Here is a 239-nt window from a genome sequence, read left to right on the forward strand (position 1 = left end):
TATTCCGATGGTGATTTCCGTCCCCAGGGCACCCTGACCCGTCAGGCTGCCGCCAAGATCATCGCCTGCATGATGCTGGGCAAGACCACGGCGGAGTCCCTGGGCACTCAGGCCGCTCCCTTTAAGGACGTGCCCGCCGGTTCCAGCTTCGCTGGTTACATCGCCTTCTGCGTGGAGCGGGGCCTGATCAGCGGCTACGCTGACGGCACCTTCCGTCCCACCGGCACCCTGACCGGCTT

The 239-nt window shown here is 65.3% G+C and carries 1 protein-coding gene; it reads left to right on the forward strand.

Annotated features, from left to right (window positions below; all coding sequences use genetic code 11):
• Positions 1–239, forward strand: a 239-nt coding sequence (locus tag H9X91_RS14145) for an S-layer homology domain-containing protein (protein ID WP_204805891.1), incomplete at both ends; no start/stop codon positions are given.

It is taken from the genome of Oscillibacter valericigenes, from assembly GCF_016902445.1.
Classification (GTDB): domain Bacteria; phylum Bacillota; class Clostridia; order Oscillospirales; family Oscillospiraceae; genus Oscillibacter; species Oscillibacter avistercoris.